The sequence below is a fragment of the Amycolatopsis anabasis genome (assembly GCF_009765355.1).
Lineage (GTDB): Bacteria > Actinomycetota > Actinomycetes > Mycobacteriales > Pseudonocardiaceae > Amycolatopsis > Amycolatopsis anabasis.
This window is the reverse complement of record NZ_VTHK01000009.1, coordinates 164,313-180,945: the sequence shown is the minus strand read 5'-3', so window position 1 is coordinate 180,945 and position 16,633 is coordinate 164,313. Positions and strand designations below refer to the sequence as shown.

At 71.0% G+C, this 16,633-nt stretch carries 11 protein-coding genes; 8 read left to right on the top strand and 3 right to left on the bottom strand.

Going from position 1 to position 16,633, the window contains the following annotated elements; translation table 11 throughout:
• Positions 1–4 precede the first annotated feature (4 nt).
• The 7 genes from FXO23_RS14625 to FXO23_RS14595 all read left to right on the top strand — a co-directional run bounded on the left by FXO23_RS14625 (position 5) and on the right by FXO23_RS14595 (position 10,129).
• The gene (locus FXO23_RS14625; protein WP_158885010.1) at positions 5–1,300 is read left to right on the top strand and encodes a flavin monoamine oxidase family protein; all 1,296 of its coding nucleotides are present in this window, start codon (positions 5–7) and stop codon (positions 1,298–1,300) included.
• Positions 1,297–2,709: an APC family permease gene (locus tag FXO23_RS14620; protein WP_158885008.1), complete on the top strand. Its 1,413-nt coding sequence runs from the start codon at positions 1,297–1,299 to the stop codon at positions 2,707–2,709. Before FXO23_RS14625 ends, FXO23_RS14620 begins: the two co-directional genes overlap by 4 nt.
• Positions 2,710–2,994: 285 nt before the next feature.
• Positions 2,995–3,972 carry an alpha/beta fold hydrolase gene (locus FXO23_RS14615; RefSeq protein WP_246257241.1) on the top strand — a complete coding sequence of 326 codons (978 nt, stop codon included), beginning with the start codon at positions 2,995–2,997 and terminating at the stop codon, positions 3,970–3,972.
• Positions 3,973–4,166: 194 nt separating this feature from the next.
• Positions 4,167–5,456: an SGNH/GDSL hydrolase family protein gene (locus FXO23_RS14610; RefSeq protein ID WP_158885006.1), complete on the top strand. Its 1,290-nt coding sequence runs from the start codon at positions 4,167–4,169 to the stop codon at positions 5,454–5,456.
• Between the two features lie 87 nt (positions 5,457–5,543).
• Positions 5,544–7,007, top strand: coding sequence for a MocR-like pyridoxine biosynthesis transcription factor PdxR (gene pdxR, locus FXO23_RS14605; protein WP_158885004.1), 1,464 nt, complete (start codon positions 5,544–5,546; stop codon positions 7,005–7,007).
• A gap of 108 nt (positions 7,008–7,115) precedes the next feature.
• Positions 7,116–8,480: an aspartate aminotransferase family protein gene (locus FXO23_RS14600; RefSeq protein WP_158885002.1), complete on the top strand. Its 1,365-nt coding sequence runs from the start codon at positions 7,116–7,118 to the stop codon at positions 8,478–8,480.
• Positions 8,481–8,752: 272 nt separating this feature from the next.
• The gene (locus FXO23_RS14595) at positions 8,753–10,129 is read left to right on the top strand and encodes an amino acid permease (RefSeq protein WP_158885215.1); all 1,377 of its coding nucleotides are present in this window, start codon (positions 8,753–8,755) and stop codon (positions 10,127–10,129) included.
• Positions 10,130–10,191: 62 nt separating this feature from the next.
• On the opposite strand, the gene FXO23_RS14590 is transcribed toward FXO23_RS14595, so the two are convergent.
• Entirely contained in the window at positions 10,192–11,550 is a 1,359-nt protein-coding gene (locus FXO23_RS14590) for an MFS transporter (protein ID WP_158885000.1), read from the bottom strand.
• A gap of 17 nt (positions 11,551–11,567) precedes the next feature.
• Positions 11,568–12,842 carry a hydroxyacid-oxoacid transhydrogenase gene (locus tag FXO23_RS14585; RefSeq protein ID WP_158884998.1) on the bottom strand — a complete coding sequence of 425 codons (1,275 nt, stop codon included), beginning with the start codon at positions 12,840–12,842 and terminating at the stop codon, positions 11,568–11,570.
• A 118-nt stretch (positions 12,843–12,960) separates the two neighbouring features.
• On the opposite strand from FXO23_RS14585, the gene FXO23_RS14580 reads away from it, so the two are divergent.
• On the top strand, positions 12,961–15,834 hold the full coding sequence (locus FXO23_RS14580; protein WP_158884996.1) for an FAD-binding and (Fe-S)-binding domain-containing protein: 2,874 nt from the start codon (positions 12,961–12,963) through the stop codon (positions 15,832–15,834).
• Here FXO23_RS14580 and FXO23_RS14575 read toward each other — a convergent pair.
• On the bottom strand, positions 15,821–16,612 hold the full coding sequence (locus tag FXO23_RS14575) for an IclR family transcriptional regulator (RefSeq protein WP_158884994.1): 792 nt from the start codon (positions 16,610–16,612) through the stop codon (positions 15,821–15,823). The two genes, FXO23_RS14580 and FXO23_RS14575, sit on opposite strands and share 14 nt — an antisense overlap.
• Positions 16,613–16,633 lie beyond the last annotated feature (21 nt).

Here is a 16,633-nt window from a genome sequence, read left to right as displayed (position 1 = left end):
CGTGATGCAGGACGGCTACGACGTCATCGTGGTCGGGGCGGGGTTCTCCGGCCTGACCGCCGCCCGCGACCTGAGCCTGGCCGGGCACCGGGTGCTGGTGCTGGAGGCCAGGGACCGGATCGGCGGCCGCACCTGGTACCGCGAGGACCTCTTCCCCGGCATCGGCCTGGAGATGGGCGGCACCTGGATCGTCCCGGAGCAGACCGCGGTGTTCAGCGAGGTCGCCCGGTACGGCATCGCCGTCGAGGCCAGCGCGCTGCCCGGCAGGATGACCTGGTCCGACGGCGGCCGCGTCCTGGACAGCCTGCTGCCGGTGCCCGCCACCGCGCTCGACTCGCTGGAGCACGGCCTGCGCGCGCTGCTGGCCGCGGGGGCGCGGCTGGACCTCGACCGCCCGCTGTCCTGCCAGGGGCTGGCCGACCTCGACATCCCGATCGAGGACTGGGCCAGGCGGGCAGGGCTCACCGGCACGGTCCGGGACCTCGTGGTCTCCTGGTTCTGCGGGTGCGGCAACGCCCGCGCCGACACCGGGTCCGCGCTGGACATCCTGCGCTGGCTGGCCGCCATGGGGAACTCGGTGTGGGGAATGATCCGGGCCAGCGTGCTCGGACACACCTTCACCGACGGCACCCGCTCGCTCGCGCGGGCCATCGCCGCCGACGGCTCCGCCACGATCCGGCTCGGCTGCCCGGTGTCGGTCGTCGAGCAGGGCGGCGGCGGTGTCCTGGTCCGGCACGGCGGCGGCGTCGACCGCGCGCGGCGCGTCCTGGTCACGGTGCCGCTGGGGACGTTGCGGCGGCTGGAGTTCCTGCCCGCCCTCTCCGCGCCGAAACGGGAGATCTCCCGGGAGAACCACGCGGGGCAGGGCCAGAAGATCTGGGCGCTGGCGCGCGGGGTGCCCGAGGACCTCTCCGGCTACGGCTGGCGCACCGCCTTCGACTACGTCGGCGCGATGCGCACCACCGCCGAAGGGGTGCTGCTCGTCTGCTTCGCCCCCGAGCACGACCGGGTGGACGGCGACGACCCCGCGGACGTGCGGCGGGCGGTGCGCGAGTTCGCCCCCGGCGCCGAGGTGCTGCACACCGCCACCCACCGCTGGGTCGACGACGAATGGTCCCGGGGCACCTGGACCACGTTCCGCGCGGGCCAGATCTCCCGCTACGAAAGGGAACTGGGCCGCCCGGAAGGCCTGGTGCACTTCGGCGGCGCGCACACCGCCCTGCGCTGGCCCGGTTTCATCGACGGCGCGATCGACAGCGGCCGCCGAGCCGCCACCGAACTGATCGAGGCTCTCCGATGACCGGCCCGGCGCGGCCCGAGCTCAAACGCGACGCGCTCGGCACCGGCGGGATCGTGTTCCTCGTGGTCTCGGCCGCCGCGCCGCTCACCGTGATGGTGGGCGTGGCGCCGCTGGCCATCCTGCTCGGCGGGATCGGCGCACCGGTGGGCTATCTGGCCGCGGGCGCCGTGCTGTCCGTGTTCGCCGCCGCCTTCCTGCCCATGACGCGGCATGTCACCGACGCGGGCGCCTTCTACTCCTACATCAGCCGCGGCCTCGGCCGCGCCACCGGCGTGGCCGCGGGAGTCAGTGCGCTGGTCGCCTACAACGCCCTGCAGATCGGCGTGTTCGGGCTGTTCGCCACCCAGGCGCAGGCGACCCTGCGCGACCTGCTCGGCTGGGACGTGCCCTGGCCGCTCATCGCGGCCGTCGCGGTGCTGGCCGTGCTCGGCCTGGGCTACCGCGGGATCGACGTCGGCGCACACGTGCTCGGAGTCCTGCTGATCGCCGAAACCGGGCTGCTGGTGGCGCTGGCCGTCGCGGTGGTGGTGCGGGGCGGCGCGGACGGGCTCGGCGCCGGTTCGTTCACCCCGGAGGCCGTGTCCACCCCGGGAATGGCCGGGGTGCTGGCGATCAGCTTCGCCGCCTTCATGGGCTTCGAATCGACCGTGCTCTACCGGGAGGAAGCCCGCGATCCGGAACGCAGCATCCCGCGGGCGACCTACCTCGCGGTCGCGTTCATGGCCGTGCTGTACGCGTTCATCGTCTGGGCCGTGGTGCAGGCCTTCGGCGAGAGCGCGGCGGTGGCCGTGGCCGGAGAGCACACCGCCGACCTGTTCTTCCTCGCCACCGACCGCTACCTCGGCCCCTGGGCCACCACCCTGATGCGAATCCTGATCATCACCAGCGTCTACGCCACCCAGCTCGCCTTCCACAACGCGGTCAACCGCTACGTGTACGCGCTGTCCCGCGACCGGATCCTGCCGCGTCCGCTCGGCAGGCTGCATCCCCGGCACCGCTCGCCGTATGTCGCGGGACTGCTGCAATGCGCGCTGGCACTGGCGGTCGTGCTGGCCTTCGCCGCGGCGGGCGCCGACCCCTACCGGCACCTCCTGCTGTGGGTCAACACCCCGGGGGTGATCGGCGTGCTGGGATTGCAGGTGCTCGTCGCAGCCTCGGCGGGGGCGTTCCTCGCCAGCGGACGCGCCGGCCGGAGATCCCCCGCTGTGCTGGCCACCGCCGCCCTGGCCACGGCCCTGCTCACCACCGCGCTGGTCCTGGTCGTCGCCCACGTCGACGTGCTGACCGCGGCAGGAGCCACGACCAACACGGTGCTGGTCTGCGTGATGCCGGCGGTGTTCCTGTCCAGCCTCGGCCTGACCGTTCTGGGCAACCGACGCCGGAGCAAAGCGGTCACCGACCGCCCATGAAGACGAGACCGCACTTCTTGTCACCAGCCGCCGCCGGACGTCGGCGGGTGTCTTGGGCGGGGCGAGCCGCAACCCGGCGACCCGCTCGGCGCAGCGTCCTCATAGGACAGTCCCATGCGGCAACCCCAGGCAGCTCGTCGCGGTTCTGCAGGTGTTGACATTCGCAACAACATGGGTGCATTCTCATAGATCAACAGGGCCGCATCCGCAGCTCCTGCGCCGGGGGCTTGTTCGGGGTAACCGGTGCCACCGCGACGACCAACCACGCCCCTAGGGAACCTCCACATGACACGCGCAGCGACCACCGGCGGGCAGGTGGCCAGACGTACCGTTCTGGCTTCCACGGCCGCCGCCGCACTCGCCGCCCCCGGCTCGGCGATGGCCGCAACCGGTTCGGCGGACGCACCTGAGTCCGCGAGGTGCCACTCGTTGGCGCCCGAGCCGATTCCAGCCCAGGTTCCGTGCGGGGAAGGCTTCCTGGACGTACCCGGCGGGCGGCTGTGGTTCTGGGACACCGGTGGCGCCGGCCCCGCGGTCGTGCTCGTGCACCCGGGCAGCGGAAGCGCCCTGTCGTGGCCGTACCAGCAACCGGTGTTCGCCCGCGCCGGTTACCGGGTGATCGCGTACTCGCGACGCGGCCACTACAACTCCACTCCCCCGGAACCGGGCGACCCGGGGGTGGGCGCCGCGGACCTGCACGCCCTGGTCGAGCATCTCGGGTTGCGGCGGTTCCACCTGCTCGGCGCGGCGCTGGGCGGATACTACGCGACCGACTACGCGCTGCTGCACCCCCGACGACTGCTCAGCCTGGTCATCCTGAGCAGTTTCATGGGCATCTCCGACCCGGAATACCTGCGGATCACCGGGCTGCTGCGGCCACCGGGCTTCGAGAACATGCCACACGACTTCCTGGAACTGAGCCCGCACTACCGCGCGGCCAACGAAGAGGGCACCCGGAAGTGGCGGGAGATTTCCCAACGCTCGCTGGGCGGGCACCCGGTGCCGGGCCAGAACCTGTCCGAGCCGATCGACTGGCCCCGGCTGGAAACCCTCTCCGTGCGAACCTTGCTCATGACCGGCGACGCCGACCTCTACCTGCCACCCCCGATCCTGCGGATGATCGCCGCCCATCTGCCGGACGCCGGCACGCTGATCTACCGCAGGGCCGGGCACTCCGCGAATTGGGAACGACCGCCGGAGTTCAACCACGACGTGCTGGGATTCTGGTCCGGCGCCCGATTCCCCCGGGAATCCTACCGCTGACCGACGGCGCCGCACCCGAACCGGGGAACAAATTTGCGCCGTTCAGCGTGTACCTAACGTAATTATCGGCGTGCTAGCGTTTCTGACATTACTGATGTGAAATCGGTTCGACGCGCTTGGAGCCACACCAGACCCCATGCGATTGCTTCGCCATTACGGCAGGCAATAAAAAACGTTGCGGGAGGTCATAACAAATGGGGATAAGGACGCATAAACGGTTTCCCGCTCTGCTGCTCGGTATTGTCACGGTCGCCGGTCTGCTGGCCGGTCCGGGCATCGCCGATGCCCGGCCAGGGCCCGCGGCGGCGACCGACTGGTCGGGTACCTGGTCGGCCTCGATGATGCAGGCCAGCGGCGGATTCATCCCGAACTGGTCGCGGGAGGGCTTCACCAACCAGACCGTGCGCCAGGTCGTCCGGGTCTCCCACGGCGGGGCGGCGACGCGGATCCGGCTGAGCAACCACTACGGGGCCGCGCCACTGACGGTGGCCGGTGCCACCGTCGCGCTGTCCGCAGGAGGCGCGTCCGTGCGACCGGATTCCTTGATGCCTTTGACTTTCGGGCAATCACCCTCGGTCGTCATCCCGGCCCGGGGCGAGGTGGTCAGTGACGCGGCGCCGTTGCGCGTCGAGCAGCTGGAGTCGGTGACCGTGACAACGTATTTCGCCCAGCCGACCGGACCGGCGACTTTTCACGCGGACGCCCGGGCCACCAGCTATCGCGCCACCGGTGACCACCGGGCCGACCCGGGCGGCACCGCGTTCACCGAGACCACCCTGTCCTGGTACTACCTCGCCGGGGTGGAAGTCACCGGCGTTCCCGCCGAACGGGACGCGGTAGTGGCTTTCGGCAATTCCATCACCGACGGCACCGCGTCCACAACGGACGCGAACAACCGGTACCCGGACGAACTGGCCGAACTCCTCGCCGCGGGCGGAAAGGCGCGCCCAGTTCTCAACGCGGGCATCAGCGGAAACCGGGTGCTCAACGATTGCGTCGGCGAGAAAGCGCTGACCCGGTTCGCACGCGACGCGCTGGGCCAGCCACGAGTGGGTACCGTCGTCGTGCTCGAAGGCATCAACGACATCGGTTTCAGCGAGATCCAGAACTTCCCCTGCTCCCCGAATCCAGAAGTGACCGCCGCCGAACTGATCGCGGGACACCGCGAGCTGATCCGGCAGGCACGGGCCCGCGGCATCAAGGTGATCGGTGCGACCCTGTTGCCGTACAAGGGCGCGTTCTACTACAGCGAACGCGGGGAGCGGGTACGCGACGAGGTGAACCACTGGATCCGCACCTCGGGCGAGTACGACGCGGTGGTCGACCTCGACCGGGCACTGGCCGCTCCCGGGGACCCGGACCGGCTCGCTCCCGCCTACGACAGCGGAGACCGGCTGCACCCCAGCGACGCCGGTTACCACGCCATGGCCGAGCAGGTCGCCCCGCTTGTCCGGACGATGGCCGCGGCGCACCGCCCTGAATGATCGTCCAAATAGGTTTCGGCGGCTGGCCACCGGCGCCCCGGGCGGGTTATGTTCGGTCGCCCCCGGACCTTCGGCGAGGAGCAGCCGGTGCCCCGTACCCTGATCGAAATCGATCGGTCGTCGCCGGAGCCGCTGTACCGCCAGGTGCGGCGGGCCGTCGAGCACGGCATCGCGGTCGGCACGTTCGCCCCGGGGCACCGGTTGCCCAGCTCACGGGAACTGTCGGCCGAACTCGGCATCTCGCGCAACACGATCAACCTCGCCTACCAGGAACTGGTGGCCGAAGGGTTCCTGGAGAGCCGCGAACGCAGCGGCCTGTTCGTCAACGCGGAGATGCGGTCGCACTGCGAGGTGCAGGAACGGCGTACCCAGCCGCGGATCGACTGGCGGGTCCGGGTGCGCCGGTACCCGGACGCGGACGTGCCGCACGTCGAGAAGCGTGCCGACTGGCACACCTATCCCTACCCGTTCGTGGCGGGCCAGATGGACGTCAGCGCGTTCCCGGCCCGGTCGTGGGCCCGCTGCCTGCGCGACGCGCTGTACCGGCCGCACGTCTTCCCGGCCCTGCAGGACAGCGTCGGCTCCGACGATCCGATGCTGGTCGACATGGTGTGCCGGCACCTGCTCACCGCCCGCGGGATCGAGGCCGACCCCGAAGAGGTGCTCATCACCGTCGGCTCGCAGCAGGGCCTCGATCTGCTCGGACGTGCGCTGCTGGGGCCCGAGCAGGTCGTGGCGATGGAGAACCCGGGCTACCTCGACGCGCGGCACATCTTCCTGCGCAGCGGCGCCGGGGTGCGCGGGCTGGACGTCGACCAGCGCGGGCTGCGCCCACCGGACGACCTCGCCGGCGTCGACCTGCTGTACCTCACCCCCAGCCACCACCACCCGACGAATGTCACCCTGAGCATCGGCCGTCGCCGCCGGCTGCTGGAACTGGCCGCGGCGGCCGGCACCGTGGTCGTCGAAGACGACTACGACAGCGAGTTCCGCTACCGCGGCAGCCCGACCCCGGCGCTGAAGGCCCTCGACGGCTCCGGAGACGTCGTGTACCTCGGCACGTTCTCGAAGTTCCTCTCGCCCGGGCTGCGGCTGGGGTACCTGGCCGCCCCGCGCGAGCTGGTCCGGGAGTTGCGCGAGATCCGCCGTTACGTGCTGCGTCACCCGCCAGGGCACCTGCAGCGCGCGCTGGCCCTGCTCATCGACAGCGGCCAGTACCAGAGTTCCCTGCGCCGCTACCGCACGAAGCTGATGCGCAAGTGGGAAGCGACGTGCGCGGCGGTCGCGGAGCATCTGCCGTGGCCGCAGAACCCGTACCCGCCGGGCGGGGTGAGTCTGTGGGTGACCGCGCCGCCCGCGCTGGACTGCCGCCGCCTGGTGGAACGCGCGGAACGGCATGGCGTCCTCATCGAGGGCGGCGACATCTTCTTCCTCGGCGACGATCCGCCCCGCAATCACTTCCGGGTGGGTTTCGCGGCGATCCCGCCCCGGGCGATCGATCCGGGCATCCGCCTGCTGGGCCGGGCTTGCGAGGAACTTCTCGACCGCTGACCCCGGCCCCATCTGGACCCGTCGGAACGCACGTCTCTGGTGCTGGGCCGGGGCCGGGCCGGATTGCGAGAGTCGAACCACACACTCGCGCCTTGAAGGAGGTCTCCGGTGGACGTCACCCAGTTGCGAGCGCAGGCTCGCCGGCATCTCGGGCCGCATTTCACTCGCAAGGACACCTGGGCCGGCGATTTCCCGGTGTTCGTGCGCGGCGAAGGCTGCCACCTCGTCGACACCGAAGGCCGCCGCCACCTCGACGGGCTCGCCGGGCTGTTCTGCGTCAACCTCGGGCACGGGCGCGCCGACGTCGCGAAGGCCGTCGCCGATCAGGTGGGCACCCTCGCCTACGCCAGCAACTGGGGTTCGGCGCACAACCCGGCCATCGAGGCGGCCACGCTCATCGCCGAGCGCGCCCCGGGCGACCTGGGCACCACGTTCTTCGTCAACTCCGGCTCCGAAGCCGTCGAGTCGGCCCTGAAGTTCGCCCGCCAGTACCACCGCAGCCAGGGGCAGCCGGAGCGGACGAAGATCATCGCCCGCGACCTGGCGTACCACGGCACCACCCTGGGCGCCTTGTCGGTGACCGGCCTGCCGAAGATCAAGGACCCGTTCGGCCCGCTGCTCCCCGGTGTTCGGCACGTGCCGAACACCCTGGGCCTGGTCGGCGATTGCGGGCCCGCCGAAGCACTGGACTGCGTCAAGGCGATCGAGGACGTCATCCTCGAGGAGGGGCCGGAGACGGTCGCGGCGCTGTTCGCCGAGCCGGTGCAGAACGGCCGGGGCGCGCTGGTGCCGCCGGACGGGTACTGGCAGGCGGTGCGGGCGCTGTGCGACAAGTACGGCATCCTGCTGGTCTCCGACGAGGTGATCTGCTCGTTCGGCAGGCTCGGGCACTGGTTCGGCCATGGCCTGACCGGCGTCGTCCCGGACATGATCACCTTCGCCAAGGGCTCGACCTCCGGGTACGCGCCGCTCGGCGGGCTGATCGTGCGTGAGCGGCTGGCCACCGAGCTCTACGACTCGCCGAAGGGCGGTGTCTTCACGCACGGCGCCACCTGGGGCGGGCACCCGGTCGCCACCGCCGCGGCGGTGGCGAACCTGACCGCCCTGCGCGACGAGCGCGTGCTCGACCACGTGCGGGCCGAGGGACCACGACTGTCCGCCGCCCTGCGGTCGCTCAAGGACGCCCACCGCTGTGTCAAGGACGTCCGCGGGACCGGGTTCTTCTACGCGATCGAGCTGACGGCCGATCACCGCAGCGGCCGGGAGCTGACCGAAGCCGAATCGCTCAAGGTCCTGCGCGAGGTACTGCCCGAGGCGTTCCGCCGCACCGGCGTGCTCCTGCGCGGCGACGACCGCGGCGCCACGATGCTCATGATCTCGCCACCGCTCGTGGCCGATGAGGCGGCACTCACCGAGTTGCTGCACGGCGTCGACGCGATGCTCACCGACGTCGAGAAGGCCGTGCAGCCCTGAATCCATAGTGGACTCACCGGGTGGGGTCGCCGAACGTCGGCGGCCCCACCCGTTTTTGTCGTCCGGCCACGCACGCCACGCCATCTGGACCTGTCGGCCACGGCGAAACTGGCTCTCGTATCGGGCCCAGGCAGTACCTACGGTGACGGGAACCACAAATCGAAGCTCCCTGCGGTCCCGCACCAGCGGCGCCGCGGCAAGGAGGAGACGTGAGTCGGTCGTCCGATCCCGCCCGGCCCAGCGGGCTGAAACCGGGTCTCAAGCAGCGGCACATGAACCTCATCGCCCTCGGCGGCGTCATCGGCGCCGGGTTGTTCGTCGGCAGCGGTGTGGTGATTTCCTCGACCGGTCCGGCCGCGGTGGTCTCGTTCCTGATCGCCGGTCTGATCACCGTGCTCATCATGCGGATGCTGGCCGAGATGACGGTGGCGAAGCCCGCGCTCGGCTCGTTCTACGTCTACGCCAGGGAGGCGATGGGCAACCGCGCCGGCTTCGCGGTGGGCTGGATGTACTGGTACTTCTTCGTCATCGTGGTCGCCGTCGAAGCCGTGGCGGGCGGGCGGATCCTGCAACTGTGGCTGCCCGGTGTCCCGCTGTGGGTGCTCAGCCTGGGCCTGCTGGTGCTGCTGACCGGCACCAACCTGGTTTCGGCCCGCTCCTACGGCGAATTCGAGTACTGGTTCTCCTCGATCAAGGTCGTCGCGATCATCGTGTTCCTCGTACTCGGCGGGCTGTACTTGCTCGGCTTCTGGCCGGGGTCGCACGGCGGGGTGTCGAACCTGGTGTCCCACGGCGGGTTCGCCCCGCTGGGCATCGGCGCGGTGCTCGCCGCCGTCGTGCCGTGCATCGGTTTCTACACCGGAGCGGAGATCGTCACCATCGCCGCGGCCGAGTCGGCCGAGCCGAAGCGGGCCATCGCGCGGGCGATGCGGTCGATCATCTTCCGGGTCGTGCTGTTCTACGTGGGATCGGTGTTCGTGGTCGTGACGATCAAGGCCTGGAACTCGCCCGAAACCGCGGTCAGCCCGTACGCCGCGGTGCTCGACGTGCTGGGCATCCCGGCGGTGTCGACCATCATGAACGGCATCGTGCTCACCGCGGTCCTGTCCTGTTTGAACTCGGCGCTCTACACCTCGTCCCGGATGCTGTTCGCGCTGACCCACCACGGCGACGCGCCCCGCGCGTTCACCCGCCTGTCCCGCAGCGGTGTCCCCCGCCGCGCCATCCTCGCCGGCACGGTCGTCGGCTACGTCTCGGTCATCGCCGCCTACACCTCACCGGACCTGATCTTCCAGTTCCTGGTGAACTCCTACGGCGCCGTCGCGCTGTTCGTCTACCTGGCGATCGCGCTGGCCCAGGTCACCCTGCGCCGGCGGCTGCAACGTGACGACCCCGGCAAGCTGGGGCTGAAGATGTGGCTGTTCCCCTGGCTGAGTTATGCGACGATCGCGTTGATGGCGCTGGTCATCGGGGCGATGGCGATGCTGCCGGGTACGCGATCGCAGTTCTGGCTCAGCGCGGTGACCCTCGTCCTGATCCTGCTGGGCTACGAGGTGCGCCGCCGCCGCGGCACTCCCCCGGCGGCCGAGGCGCCTCCGGACACGCCAAGGCCACAGCTGCGGAACGCCCCGGGCGCGGATCTCGCCTGATCCGGCGCCAGTACGGAACGGGTGGTGGGTGCGGGCCTGCACCCACCACCCGTGGATCCCGATCAGGCTTTTCCGGGGCTGACGGCGGCCGCGGTCACCTCGGCGGGGACGTCGTCGGCGAACAGGTCGCGTTCGCGGATGGCGAGGGTGCACACCACGCTGATCGCGGTGGTCACCGCGAGGTAGACCAGCACGCCGTTGATACCGGTGCGGCCGGCCAGGTAGGCCAGGACCAACGGGGTGAGCCCGGAGGCCACCACGCCGGAAAGCTGGTAGACGACCGAGATTCCGGTGCAGCGCCGGGAAACCGGGAACAGCTCGGCGTAGAAGGCCGCCTGCGGCCCGTACATCAGCGGGTAACTGATGCCCAGCACGGCGACGAGCGACACGGTGATCAGCAGCGGGTTGCCCGCGTGCAGCGCGGCCAGCACGGGTATCGCCAGCACCAGCGTCGTCACGGCGCCGACCGAGAACGCGCGGCGACGGCCGACCCGGTCCGACACCCGGCCGAAGACCGGGATGAACACGACCATCACCGCCGCGGCGGTCATCACGCCCACCAGCAGGAACTGCCGGTCCAGCCGCAGGGTTCCGCTGCCGTAGGAGATCACGAACACGGCCCAGGCGTTGAAGGCCACGCCCTCGGTCAGCCTGCTGCCCATACCGAGGAGCAGATGCCGCCGGGAAATCGGGTCGCGGACCAGTTCGAGCGCCGGGACCGTCGCGTTGCCCTCCTGCTCGGTCATGACTCGGAAGGCCGGTGTCTCCATGATCTTCACCCGGATCAGGAGGCCGACCACCACGAGCACCGCGGACAGCAGGAACCCGATGCGCCAGCCCCAGGCGAGGAACGCCGCTTCCGTCGTGAGGGCGTTGAGCGCCGCCAGCACCCCGGTGCCGAGCGTGAGCCCGAGGGCGAGCCCGATCTGCGGGAAGCTCCCGTAGAGCCCCCGTTTCCCGGCCGGCGCGTACTCGGTCGCCATGAGCACCGCGCCACCCCATTCGCCGCCGACGGCGACGCCCTGGGCCAGCCGGAGCACCACGAGCAGGATCGGCGCGGCCGGGCCGATCGTCTCGTAGTCGGGCAGCAGGCCGATGAGGCAGGTCGCGACGCCCATGATGAGCATCGTCGCCACGAGGGTCTTCTTGCGGCCGACCCGGTCGCCGATGTGGCCGAACAGGAAGCCGCCCACCGGCCGGGCGAGGAAGCCCAGCGCGAAGGTCGCGAACGACAGGACGGTGGCGACGAGCGGATCGTCGCCGGCGAAGTAGAGCTTGTTGAACACGATGCCCGCGGCCGTGCCGTAGAGGAAGAAGTCGTACCACTCGACGGTCGTGCCGAAGACGCTGGACGCCACGACGAGGCGGACGTCGGAGGTGGCCCTGGTGCCCTCACCAGGTCGGGAAGGAGTTGTCTCCATTGATAACTCCGTTGCCTTCACAGGGAGCGGCGGAAGATGTCTTCGAGCGCCGCGCGGGTGACCGGGCGGGGCACGACGGCGAGCTGGCGGGTCTGCTTGAGCGTGCCGTCCACGAGCGTGCCGATGTCGGATTCACCGTAGCCGAAGGCGTGCAGCCCCTTCGGCATCTCGATGTCGGCCATCAGCTCGCCGAGCACGTGCGGCAGGGCCTCGGCCCCGTCGGTCGCGGTGAAGGTCTGCCCGCCCGACAGCAGGTGGGCCGCGTGCAGGTGCCGCTCGGGGGCGGCGGGGTAGGTCCAGCGGAACACCGCCGCCGCGGTGGCCGACACCGCCTGGCCGTGCGGCACCATGGGCATCTCGGGGTAGCCGTCGGCCCGGTAGTCCTGGACCGCGCCCGCGATCGGGTACGCGTTGGCGTGCGGGAGGTGGGTGCCCGCGTTGCCGAATCCGGTGCCCGCGTAGGTGGAAGCCAAGGCCATCTGCGTCCGCGCGGTCAGGTCGCGTCCATTGAGGACGGCAGTGCGCAGGTGCTTGCCGACCAGCGACAGCGCCATCTCGCACCACACGTCGCTGATCGGGTTCGATCCGCAGAACGCGGGGCGGCGCATCGGGTCCTCCGGCGCGGGTTTCGCGTCGAAGGCCACGCTGGTGTAGCTCTCCAGCGCGTGCGAGAGCACGTCCATCCCGCTGGCCGCGGTCACCGCGGGCGGCAGGGTGACCGTGGTCCGCGGGTCGACCACGGCCAGCGACGGCCGCAGCGCCGGATGGCTCACCCCGGCCTTGAGGTGCAGGCCGAGCAGGTCGACCACGCAGATGGTGGTGGACTCCGAGCCGGTCCCCGCGGTCGTCGGCACGGCGATCAGCGGCTTGAGCGGCAGCCACGGCGCCTTGCCCGCGCCGATCGGCGGGGTGACGAAGTCCAGGAGCTCACCGGGGTGGGTGGTGAGCAGGTTGACGGCCTTGGCGGTGTCGATCGCGGAGCCACCGCCGATGGCGACGAAGCAGTCCCAGTCCTGTTGCCGGGCAAAGCTCACGGCCTCGTCGATGCTCGCGTCGGTGGGCTCGACGCCCACGCCGTCGAAGATCTCGCTCTTCACGCCGGCGGCGCGGACCGAGTCGAGCGCGCGGTCCGGGATCCCGGTCCGGCGGACGCCGGGGTCGGTGAGGATCAGGCACGACTTCGCCTGCCGGGCGGCGACCTCGGCTCCGAGCTCGTCCAGGGCCCCGGCGCCGAACTTCAGCGGCGGTGCTGCCCAGGTGAACACGCTCTCGTTGCGGTGCAGTTCGGGCACGGGTGACCACTCCTCACGTCGACATTGACAGAATGTGGAAGCTGTATCCACTATGTGGCGAGCACACCATAGCTCCGCGTGTAGTCGTTGTGAACCCCCGAGTTCCCTGGAGATGCCCATGCCGTCACCCGCACTTTCGCGATCCGCGCTGGAAGAAGCGCTGCGCACCGCGGTGTCCTGCGAGGTGGCCGGCGACCCGGCGACACTCGCGACGCACTCCACCGACGCGTCGAACTACCGGCACGTCCCATTGCTGGTGGTGCGTCCCCGGTCGGCCGACGAGGTTGTGGCCGTGCTGCGGGTGTGCGCCGAGCACGACGCGCCGGTCCTGCCGCGGGGCGCGGCGACGAGCATCGGCGGCCAGGCCACCAACGAGGCGGTGATCCTGGACTTCACCCGTCACCTCAACCGCGTGGTGGAGATCGATGCCGAGGCCCGCACCGCGCGTGTCGAACCCGGTCTGGTGCTCGACCGGCTCCGCGAACAGGCGGCCGCGCACGGGCTGACCTTCGGGCCGGATCCCTCGACGCACAGCCGCTGCACGATCGGCGGCATGATCGGCAACAACGCGTGCGGCTCGCATTCGGTGGCGTGGGGCAAGACCGCGGACAACGTCCGGTCGCTGGAGATCGCGCTGCGCGACGGCACCCGGCTGGAGGTCGGCCGGACGCCGCCGGCGGAACTGGAATCGTTGTGCGCGCGGGAGGATCCGGTCGGGCAGCTCTACCGGTCGCTGCGCGCGGTGCGCGACGAGTACCTGGCCGACATCCGCCTCGGTTTCCCGAGGCTGCCACGGCGCGTGTCCGGGTACAACCTCGAATACCTGTTGCCGGAGAACGGTTTCGACGTCGCCAAGGCACTCGTCGGCACCGAGGGGACCTGCGCGACGATCCTGAGCGCGGTGGTCGATCTGGCGCCGGCACCGGTTTCACGGGCGCTGGTGGTGCTGGGGTTCGGCAGCAGCGCCGAGGCCGCCGACGCCGTGCCGGCGCTTCTCGACCTGCCCGTGCTGACGATGGAGGGCATCGAAACGGGGCTCGTCCAGGCGCTCGACGCGCGGAAACCGGGCGAGGCCAGCGAGCTTCCGGCCGGGAACGCTTGGCTGTACCTCGAAACCGGCGGTGCGTCCGCGGACGAGGCGCTCGGGACCGCACGACTGGTGGCCGAGCGCGCGAAGCCGGTGGGCGCCAGCGTGCTGGTGGTGGAAGACGCGGTGGCACAACGGAAACTCTGGCGCATTCGCGAAGAGGGCGCGGGCCTGGCCACCCGGCTCGCGGACGGCGCCGAGGCGTGGTCCGGCTGGGAGGATTCCGCGGTCCCGCCGGAAAACCTCGGGCGGTACCTGCGCGAGTTCGAGCTGCTGATGGACAAGCACGGCCGCAGGGGGCTGGTGTACGGCCACTTCGGCGACGGCTGCCTGCACGTGCGCATCGACTTCCCGCTCGCCGCACCCGAAGCGAAGCAGGCCTACCGGGCGTTCCTCACCGACGCGGCCGAACTGGTCGTCGCGCACGGCGGTTCGCTGTCCGGCGAGCACGGCGATGGCCAGGCCCGCGCCGAGTTGCTCCCCCTCATGTTCCCCCCGCGGCTGATGGCCGCCTTCGCGGAATTCAAGTCCGCCTTCGACCCCGGCGGCGGGATGAATCCGGGCCGGGTCGTCGACCCCGCCCCGCTCGACGCCGATCTGCGCACCGTGATCGCGCCGCCGGTGCTGCCCACGCGGGCACGCCTCGCGCTGCACGCGGACGGCGGCGACCTGGCCGCGGCGTCCCGCCGCTGCGTGGGCGTCGGCAAGTGCGTGTCCGCCTCGGGCGGCGTGATGTGCCCGAGCTACCGGGCGACCGGCGAAGAGGAACACTCCACACGCGGACGGGCCCGGCTGCTGTTCGAGATGCTCGCCGGCGACGTCATCACCGGCGGCTGGCAGTCCACGGAGGTCCGGGACGCGCTCGATCTCTGCCTGGGCTGCAAGGCGTGCAAGTCCGACTGCCCGGTCGGGGTCGACATGGCCGCGTACCGGTCGGAATTCCTCAGCAGGCACTACGAACACCGCAAACGCCCGATGGCGCACCACACCATGGGCGCGCTGCCCCGGTGGCTGCGGCTGGGCGCGCCGATGGCCGGGGCGATCAACGCCGTGGCGGCGAGCCCGCTGCGCCGGGTGCTCAACCGGCTCGGCGGGATCGCCGCCGAACGCGAGCTGCCCGCACTGGCCGCACCGACCTTCCGCAAGTGGTTCCGCCGCCGCAAGCCTCCACAGTGGACAGAAGGCCGGACTCCGGTGGTGCTGTGGCCGGACACCTTCACCAACTTCTTCGATCCGCGGGTCGGCCGCGACGCGGTCGCCGTGCTGGAGGCCCTCGGCCACGAGGTCCATCTCCCCGCCCGGAGTGTCTGCTGTGGACTGACCTGGCACAGCACCGGACAGCTGGACACGGCCCGCCGCGTGCTGCGCCGCTCCCTCGACGTCCTGGCGCCCTGGCTGGGCCGCGGTGTGCCGGTGATCGGGCTCGAGCCGAGCTGCACCGCGATGCTGCGCGAGGACGGCGCCGAACTGCTGCCCGAAGACCCGAGGGTGCGCCTGCTCGGCAAGGCGGTCCGCACCTTCGCCGAGCACGTGGGCACAGCCGAACTCCCGGAGATCAAGGCGGTCGAAGGCCGGGTCCTCACGCAGGTGCACTGCCACCAGCACGCGGACCTGGGCTACGACGCCGACACCCGGCTGCTCGGCCGCGTCACCGGCGAAGTGCGGGTGCTGCGCGAAGGCTGCTGCGGACTGGCGGGCAACTTCGGGTTCGAGCGCGGGCACTATGACGTCTCGGTCCAAGTCGCCGAGCACCAGTTGCTCCCCGCGTTGCGCGAGGCGAGCCCCGGAACGGTGGTCCACGCCGACGGCTTCAGCTGCCGGACCCAGATCCGCCAGCTTTCCGAGCACGAGCCCACGCACCTCGCCTCGCTGACCGCGCGGGCACTCGGCGTCAGCGCAGACTGAACCGGTCCGGCGGCAGGAACTGCGCGACCTCGCGCGCGGCCGCGATGGCCCGCGCGCCCAGTTCGGGGATGCGCTCGTCGGGCAGCCGCACCGTGGGGACCTGGATGACCACCGCGGCCTTCGCCAGGCCCTGGTCGTCCACGACCGCGGCGCCCACGCAGCGCACCCCGGCGACGTTCTCCTCGTCGTCGATGCTGTAGCCGCGGTCGCGCGTCTCGGTCAGTTCCAGCGCCAGCTCCTCGCGCGTCGCCAGCGTGTGCGTGGTCAGCGCGGGCAGGCGTTCCGGCAGGCTCGCCAGGTACGCCTCGACGTCGAGCGAATGCGCGAGGATCGCCTTGCCGGAAGCGGTGGTGTACAAGGGAAACCGGGCCCCGGGGTGCTGTTCGAACCGCAGCGGCAGGGTGGACTGGGCACGCAGCAGCACCACCGACTCGCCACCGTCGCGGATGGCGATGTTGACCGACTCCTCGGTTTCCGCGTTGACCTGCCGGATCACCGGCAGCGCCCGCTCCAGCCCGTGCACGCGCTGCGCGGCCTGGCCGAGCAGGATCGCCCCGGCCCCCAGGTGGTAGCAGTCGGTATGCGGGTTGTGGGTCACCAGCCCGTCGATGCTCAGCGCGCCGACGACGCGGTGCGTGGTGCCCGGAGTGAGCTCGAGACGCCGGGCGATCGCGGACAGGGACAGTTCCCCGCCTTCGTCCATGAGCAGCCGCAGCACCCCGAGCGCACGCCGGATGGCCTGCGTTCCGGCTGGCGGCTGGGCTCCTGAGTGGTTCACGGGCTTCCGTCGTCCTGGCGA